The organism is Sphingomonas sp. CCH5-D11, from assembly GCF_001557395.1.
Classification (GTDB): domain Bacteria; phylum Pseudomonadota; class Alphaproteobacteria; order Sphingomonadales; family Sphingomonadaceae; genus Sphingomonas.
Map to the genome: position 1 here is coordinate 1 of NZ_LSKH01000112.1, position 5,030 is coordinate 5,030.

The following is a 5,030-nucleotide window of genomic DNA, read 5'->3' on the forward strand; positions in this document are numbered from 1 at the left end:
CGGCGACCGCCACGCCGGCGCTGCTGCTGGCGATCGCGCAGGCCGCGGCGGAGGCGGTCGCGGACTGAGCGGGACGCGGACTGAGCGGGCTGGGGGGGCGGGCGGATGGACCGCTTGCCCCCTTCCCTGCCGTGCCCTGCCCCGCGCAGTCCTGCCCGGCTCCGTCCTGTCCTGTCCTGCCGGCGAGGCGACCCGCTCGGTTGCCTGTTGAGGCGCGTCAGCCGCCGCCCAGCAGCGCCTCGGGATCGAGCAGGGTGAGCGCCGCGCCCTCCCCTGCCCCATCCTCCGCTTTGCGCCAGCGCCACAGCACCAGATTGCGTCCGCCGCGATGCTGGACGGAAGGGACCAGCGCACCCTGCGCCCCGGCGGCGATCAGTACCTGCGCCAGGGTCCAGCTCGGCGGCGTCTCGCGGCGGATCATGTGGATCTCGCGCCACAGGCAGGCGGTGACCGCGGGATCCCATGTCGTGAGGTCCGCCACCCGCTCGGCCGCCAGGTCAAAGGCGACCAGCGTGCCCGGCCGGATCAGATCCTGATGCATTTCCTGGATCGCGGTATTGTAGTCCGCCGACAGGTATAGCGCGGGCGTGCCGGGCGCATTCCAGCGGCCGCCCGTCAGATGCGATCCGCTGTCATAGGGGCGGCGCTGCCAGCGGATGCCCAGCATGCGCCAGAACCGGCCCTGGAGCGGCGAGAGCGGGGGCAGATCGGCCATGATGACGGGTGATCCCGGGCGGTCGCCGGCGGATCAGGCGTAAGCGCCCTGGTCCATGCTCTCCAGCGTCCACATCACCGCATCGGCATGGCCCTCCTCCACCAGCTCCTCGGCGGTCTTGCCGAAGCCGGCGATCGGCTGATGCTTGAACCAGATGATCGCGCGCCCCTCATCCCCCGCCAGCTCGGCGGCGCGCGCGATGATGCGGGCGATCTCGCCAAGCTTCGCCTGCACGGCGGGGCTTTCCGGCCGCGCGGCCATGGTATTGCGGTTGAGGTGAGCGAGCTTGGCGAGGCGGGACATGGGAAGGCGCAACCGCTCGGCCATGCGACGCGGCGCGATCATGTCGGCATCGCGGATGTCATCGAGGAAAGCGGCAAGCATGAGTGCACTCCTTGCCTGTTATATGCACCAACGCCCGCCCCGGTTCAATGAATCCCTCTTCCCATCAAGTTCATGTCATCACGACTGGTTAGAGGGTTTATGGAATAGGTTAGAAGGTTAGCCGGCCGGCACATGCTCGCAAGTCTCTGTAAAGACGGGCGAACTACCGTGCAGGCTGTTCCCGATATGTCGGCCGGGCGTTCCTGAAGTGGCGATACGGGCGTTCCCGAAGTGTCGTGAAACTGTTCCTAAAGGGGCGACAGATGTTCCCGGAGTGTCGATGGACCCTGGGATAGCGTCTTTCGAGCGCACGGTTTGAATCAATTTCGCGCGCTTGTTGGATGGAGAGGTTCAAAATCGCGAGGCGCCGGTGATCTCGCCGGGTGGCGGCGGTTGCAACCCGACACTTCGGGAACGGAATGCCGGATTGGCGGGCGGTACGTTGGGGCAACAGGCGTGTCCCGACGCGGATTTGCGATCGGCTGGAATGAGAGACAATCGTACCGGCGCTGAAGCCCGATGTCGAACGATGCGCGGCTTGATGCACCAGCGCAGCGGCGACAGGCCTGTCCCCTCCCCTGCTCCCGCGTGATGCCCGCGAACCCTGCTTCAGCGTTGACCAGCACCCCGGCGAAGGCCGGGGCCCAGTTGGAAAGGCCGGGGCAATTGCCACCGCAAGTCGCAACTTCCTCATCCCTCCGCCGCGACGTTCAACGATGATAGTGACGCATCGCACGACCTCACGACAGGCCTCTTCCTCGTCCCGCACTTTCAACCAAGACGCGCGGCAAGCGGCCAAGTCTGGCACAAACTTCGACAAGCTCGCTACGAGCGGGGATGCGGGCGCCGCACCGGCACGATCAACCATCGAGCCCATCACGCTTGCTCCAGTCAGATCCACGTCCGCCGACCCGTGGCGCAACTTTCTCCGTCATGCCGGGCGTTGTTCCGGCATCCACTGTGCCGCGCAGCTTGCGCCCTCGAGTGTGCGCAACAGCGGATCCCGACACAAATCCGGGTCGACGCAGCCTGTGCCGCCGTCGGACTTTGCCGCAGAGGTTTCGCTCGCGCGAGCTGCATCGAACTCGCGTGATGGCCGGGAGATAGCCACCAGCGCCCAGGCCATTGCCAGTCAGCCGACGAGACAAGCATAAGCAAGGGGGAAGGCGCCCGCCCGCCACGATCGGCGCAGCGGGATCAGCGGCCGAGATGGTGGCGGTGCTTGGCGTCCCAGCGCTTCACGAAGCCGATAAAGGCATTCTGATAGCTGACCGGCGTACGGGCAGGATCGGCGGCGAGCCACTGGCGGAATTCCTCGTGCAGCGCCTGATAATCCCAGCCCGGGCATTCCGCCTTCAGCGTGGCAAGCGTCGCATCGGTCAGGTCGCCGGCGCTGGCGCGATGGGCGAGGCTCTTCACCGATCGCCGGATCATGGCGGCAGTGGCGGAGAGCTCCGCGATACGCTCGGGCGAGGGTGTTTCCCCGGGGAAACGCTGGGCAGGCGAGGGGGCCATGATGGCGCCCGCGGCCACGCTGGCCCGCGTGTCCGGGGCGCCCCCGCCTCCGCCGCCATCGCGCGCCACATGGTCGAGCGGCAGGGCAGGGGAGGCCGCGACCGTAGCCGGCGCGGCGCCCTCCACCGTCTTGCCCGCCACTGCCTCGGCCGTCACTGTCTGCGGCGCCACGGCCTTGGCCCGCGCCGTCCGCTTGCCCGTGTCCGCACCCATGGCGCGCGCCGAGAGGCCGCCATCCGCCTGCCGCCGCATCCGCAGCATCGGCTCGCGCTTGTCGGCGGGCTGCTCGATCGCAAGCGAATAGCCGGGCAGGGGATCCTTCTCGGCGATCTTGGCGATCTCGAACTTGAAGCGGCGATACTGGCCTTCCGCGCCCGACTTTTCGAACAGCGTTGGCATGGAAATGGCGAAACCAGCCTCTCCGGCGCCGCCCGCGTGCTTGCGCGCGACCTTGTAAAGCCAGCGTTCGCGACCGCCGGTCAGGTCGAAATAGGCGCGATCGATGCTGAGCACGCCGCCCGTCATCATCACGCCTTCCCAGAACCAGTTGGACAGCTCGATCGTCATGCCGCGCGATCGCTCGGTCTTCTCGTCCACCAGCTGCGTCCAGCCATCGAGCCAGCTGAACGTCGCCTCTCGGCGCCCCCGGCCGGAGGCCGGCTCAGGTGAGGCGTCGGCACGAATGTTGGTCTTGATCGTCGTTGCGACCAACCGGTCGAGCGCCTGGCCGAGCAGCTCATAGGCCCGCCCCGTGGTCGGCCGCCCGATCGCGCGCAGCAGGTCATAGGGCATGAGATGCAGCTTGCGCGGCACGTCATTGACCCCGCGCCGCGCCATGTCGGCCAGCACGCTGGCGCAATAGATCAGGATGTCGGCATCCCAGATCGTCGCCATGCCGTAATCGGGATTGGCCGACACATGGACCCACAGCTTGCCGTCGGGGCTTCGGTAGTCGATCGGCTTCACCCGCTTCGACTTCGCCAGGCTGAAGAAGGGGCGCTCCATCATCTCGCGCTGGTCGCGCAGCGCGAGATCGGCGACATAAGGGAGGAAGAGGTCGAACTGGTTCGAGACGGACGCGCGGCCAGCCTTGCTCATGCGGCGTTTCCCCGGGGAAACACGTGCGGGGCAGGCGCGGGCAGGCCGTGTTTCCCCGGGGAAACACAAGGTGCAACATCTGCCGTGTCGTGATCGCGGCCGGCGCCGCGAGGCAAGTCCTGCCTGCCCCTCAGGAGCCATGGATCCCGGATCACGCCCGGGATGGCGGCAAGGCGAAATCGCCGCGAGCCACGTCGCGCGGCGCCGCGCTGCCGGTCATCGGCACGCAGGCGCCCATGTTTCCCCGGGGAAACAGGGCCCGGCGGCGCGGCTCCCCTGACCGTCGAGGCGCCCGCTCGGATCACCGTTGCAGGCCCCGCCCCTCGGTCTCCAGATGATCGAGCGCCTGGCGCAGCGCCGCGGCGAGATCGTCTTGGCTGGCGCCCGATCCGGCGTGAAGGCGGATCGTAACGCCCTGGCGATTGGCCGATTGGATGGTGAGGGCAGGGCGGCCGTGGTTGGTCGTCCACGTCCATGGCTCTGCCGCCGGGCCGGCCGCGGCGCGCGGTGCCTCGAGGAGCTGGCGCACCACCTCGGCGGCATTCCACTGCGCCAAGCCATTGTCCCTGCGGCTTTTCTGGTCACGGGTGAGCGCGCGCGCCTTGGCCAGGATCGCCGGGGCGGCGGCCTTGTCATCCAGCGCCTGGGCCAGCGCATAGCCGGGTTTCAGCTGCACATCGGCGGGCGAGGCAAAGGCCTGCACCACCGCTTCGGGCAGGGCCGCGACCTTCAGCATCTTGGACAGCCAGCCCTTGGAGAGCTTCAGCCGCTCCGCCATGCGCGTCAGGTGATTGCCGTAATGGCTCTTGAGCGCGGCGGCGTAATTGCGCGCGCGTTCCAGGTCCGACACGTCCTTGCGCGCGCGGTTCTCCAGATCGGCGAGACGAAAGGCGGCTTCGTCGTCGAGCGCGGCGACCTGCGCCACGAACATCATGTCGGGATAGCTGTGCGCGCGCAGCCAGGAGATCGACCAGTGCCGCCGCGTACCGGCGATCACCTCATAATCATGCGCCGGATCGCCTTCGACACGGCGCACGACCGCCGGCACTTTCTGCCCGCCCTCAGCCACGATCGAATCGATCAGCTCGCGGCAGCTTTCCTCGCTAAGATGCGCATAAGACCGGGCATTTCCCGGCCAGATGCGCACGCGAGCGGGATCAAGCAGCAATTGCGTGACCTGGCGGACCTCGCCCGAGGCGACCCGCGCCAACGCCGATTCCCGGCCGAGCAGCGTCGTGCCGCGCAATCGCTCGCGCGTGGCTGGCGGGGGAGCGGGCGGCGGGGCAGGGGGCGCATCCGCCTGCGGCCGGTCCGGCTG

Annotated in this window: 4 protein-coding genes; all 4 read right to left on the bottom strand. The window is 68.3% G+C overall.

What is annotated here, in order from left to right:
- Positions 1 to 217: 217 nt before the first annotated feature.
- Positions 218 to 715: an RES family NAD+ phosphorylase gene (locus AX702_RS07545; protein WP_066778184.1), complete on the bottom strand. Its 498-nt coding sequence runs from the start codon at positions 713 to 715 to the stop codon at positions 218 to 220.
- A 33-nt stretch (positions 716 to 748) separates the two neighbouring features.
- A complete protein-coding gene (locus tag AX702_RS07550) occupies positions 749 to 1,099 on the bottom strand; it encodes a hypothetical protein (protein ID WP_066778186.1) in 351 nt (116 codons plus the stop codon).
- Positions 1,100 to 2,296: 1,197 nt separating this feature from the next.
- Positions 2,297 to 3,712, bottom strand: a complete 1,416-nt coding sequence (locus AX702_RS07555) for a replication initiator protein A (RefSeq protein ID WP_066778188.1) — start codon at positions 3,710 to 3,712, stop codon at positions 2,297 to 2,299.
- A 301-nt stretch (positions 3,713 to 4,013) separates the two neighbouring features.
- Positions 4,014 to 5,030 (bottom strand): ParB/RepB/Spo0J family partition protein (locus AX702_RS07560; protein ID WP_066778190.1); only part of this gene is annotated, 1,017 nt, incomplete at its 5' end.